Raw genomic sequence first — 3,000 nt, forward strand, 5'->3', positions numbered from 1 at the left:
GGCTGCCGGTTTGCACCCCAACAATCCCTGCCACAGCGATTCCCGACCCCACCCGTAACCGGAGACAACACCCATGCCGGCGATCGACATAGAATCGAGGCGGTGGGTCATGCCGCCCGTGAGCACATCCAGTGTCACATCGCTCCTCGCGGATCTTCATGAAGGATCACCAGACTAGTCCGGTATGCCGTTCGCAGACCAGGCCGAGATCGGGGGTTTCGCAGTGGGAGAAGGAAGGACCGACGCGGCGAGCGCCGAGCAGCTCGCGCAGCGCTACCGGTCGCTGGTCGAACACACTCCCGATGCCATCTGTGTGCACGAGTCGGGGACGATCGTCTACGTCAATCCGGCGATGGTTCGCCTGCTCGGCGCCCGTTCGGTGGACGACCTGCTCGGCTTGTCGATCACCGACTTCGTCCATCCTGATTCCGTCGCGGCCATGCTCGAACGGATCGATCAGCTCACCGCCGAGGGATCGGCCTCGCCGCCCACCGACATGGATCTCGTCCGGGTGGACGGGCGCACGGTGCCGGTGCAGACCGTGTCGGTGCTCACGGTGTGGCAGGAGAAGCTCGCGTTCCAGGTGGTCGTGCACGATCTCACCGCCCAACGCGCGGCGGAGGCGTCGGCGCGGCAGGCGGAGGCGTATTTCACCACCGTCGTGTCGCAGCTGGAAGAAGGCGTGCTCGTCGTCGATCGGCGCGGTCGCCTCGAATCGATCAACCCCGCAGGCAAACGCATACTCGGCATCGCTGCGGAGGCCGAGCCGGTACTCGGACTGCACATCGACGAACTGCCCATGAAAATGCTCGACCGCGACGGCCGACCACTCGCGCCCGACCAGCATCCGATGGCGCGCACCCTCGCGACGGGAGAGGCGGTGACCCAGTTCATTTTCGGAGTCGAGCGCACCGACGGGCAGCTGGTATGGCTGTCGTGCAACTGCCGATTACTCAATCCGGACAGCCCGGAGTCGGCGGGGGTGTCCTCGTTCGCCGACATCACCGCGTTCCGGGCAAGCAAGCGCCAGCTCGAGTACCAGGCCACCCATGACGCGCTGACCGGGCTCGCGAATCGTTCCCTGATCCTGTCGCAGCTGTCCACGGCGCTGGCCGACGACGGCGGCACGCTGATCACCACGGTGCTGTTCATCGACCTCGACGGCTTCAAAGCGATCAACGACACCCTCGGGCACGCCATCGGCGACACGGTGTTGCAGATCGTCGCCCAGCGGTTGCAACAGGCGTTGCGCACCGAAGACCTGGTCGGGCGGCTGGGGGGCGACGAATTCCTGGTGCTGCTGGCCGGTCATCCGCAGCGCGCCGACCTGCCCGCACTGGTGGAACGCCTGCGCGTGAAGATGGCGGAACCGATCATCGCCAGCGGTCACCGTCTCGAGGTGAGCGCCTCGGTCGGCATCACCGAACTCGGCCCGCACGAACGGCGCACGCCCGAAGCCGTGCTGCACGACGCCGACCTGGCGATGTACCGCGACAAGCCGTCGGCCCATCGTGAGCTCGGTCTCGGTCAGAATCGACGCTCGAACAACACCCACGCCTCCTGACAGACTGGTCGGCGTGATCGTCGAACACGCGCTGTTACCCGTTCGCCCCGGCGCCGCCGCCGCTTTCGAAGCGGCCTTCGCGCAGGCGTATCCGATCATCGCGGGAATGCCCGGTTTCGGTGGGTTGTCGTTGTCGCGCTGTGTCGAGCGGCCCGACTGCTTCCTGTTGCTGGTGCGCTGGGAGCAGCTGGCCGACCACACAGTGGGATTCCGCGAGTCACCGGAATATCAGCGCTGGCGTGCGCTGTTGCACCACTTCTACGAGCCTTTCCCGGTGGTCGAACACTTCACGCCGATCCTCGGCGACGAAGTGTTCCCGGTCGCGGCGGCCCTGCCCGCGGACACGTAGACTCGACAACTCTGTTCTCAACGCGGTGACAAAGGAGTCCTGTTTTGCCCGACCGCCTCGCCGACGCCTCCCCGGCCGCGCACAACCGCGAGATCGAACAGGAGCAGCAGTACCTCTCGGTGCTCTACGACCGGCTCGACGGCATGCGCGACTACGCGCAGAACCGGCTCAAGACTGTGCTCCTCGAATCCGGTGGCACACCGCAGGCGCGCAGTGAGCGCGAGTCCTTCACCCAGCTCTACAACGAGGACCTGTCCAAATACGACGCCGCCGAGCACGGTCTGTGCTTCGGCCGGATCGATCTGGAAGGCACCGAGGACGCGGCGCGCTACATCGGCAGGCTCGGCATCCTCGACGAGGACAACGACTACGAGCCGCTGCTGCTCGACTGGCGCGCTCCGCTGGCCCGCCCGTTCTACCTGGCCACCACCGCCAATCCCGAGAACGTCACCCGGCGCAGGCACATCCGCTCGCGCAACCGCGCGGTGACCGCGATCAACGACGAGTACCTCGATCTCGATGCTGCCGAGCGCGACGGTGTGGTCGGCACCGACGACGGCGTCGGTGGTGAGAGCGCGCTGCTGTCGGCACTCAACGCCGCCCGCACCGGGCACATGAACGACATCGTCGAGACGATCCAGAGCGAACAGGACGCGATCATCCGCTCCGAGCACAAGAGCGTGCTCGTGGTGCAGGGCGGGCCGGGCACCGGCAAGACCGCCGTCGCGCTGCATCGCGCGGCCTTCCTGCTCTACACCTATCGGCAGCAGCTGGCCAAGAGCGGCGTGCTGATCATCGGCCCGAACGCCACCTTCCTCGACTACATCGGCCAGGTGCTGCCCTCGCTCGGCGAGACCGGCGTGCTGCTGTCGACCATCGGCGACCTGTACCCGGGGGTGAAAGCGGTGCGCGAGGATTCGCTGCGCGCCGGGGAGATCAAGGGTTCCCTCGACATGCTCGAGGTGCTCAAGCAGGCGGTGCGCGACCGTCAGGAAGTGCCGTCGGAGCCGGTGCGCCTGGCGTTCGACGGCTACCCGGTGACTCTGGACCGCAAGATCGCGACCAGGGCGCGTGGGCGGGCCCGCTC

The 3,000-nt window shown here is 66.9% G+C and carries 3 protein-coding genes; all 3 read left to right on the forward strand.

Annotated features, from left to right (window positions below; translation table 11 throughout):
• The first annotated feature begins 184 nt into the window (after positions 1-184).
• Positions 185-1,564, forward strand: coding sequence for a diguanylate cyclase domain-containing protein (locus ACFWF3_RS30365; protein ID WP_379317105.1), 1,380 nt, complete (start codon positions 185-187; stop codon positions 1,562-1,564).
• Positions 1,565-1,577: 13 nt separating this feature from the next.
• Complete coding sequence (locus ACFWF3_RS30370; RefSeq protein WP_378994121.1) at positions 1,578-1,913, forward strand: antibiotic biosynthesis monooxygenase family protein; 336 nt, start codon at positions 1,578-1,580, stop codon at positions 1,911-1,913.
• Positions 1,914-1,957: 44 nt separating this feature from the next.
• Positions 1,958-3,000 (forward strand): HelD family protein (locus tag ACFWF3_RS30375; protein WP_379317107.1); only part of this gene is annotated, 1,043 nt, incomplete at its 3' end.

The sequence above is a fragment of the Nocardia sp. NPDC060220 genome (assembly GCF_042727815.1).
GTDB lineage: Bacteria > Actinomycetota > Actinomycetes > Mycobacteriales > Mycobacteriaceae > Nocardia.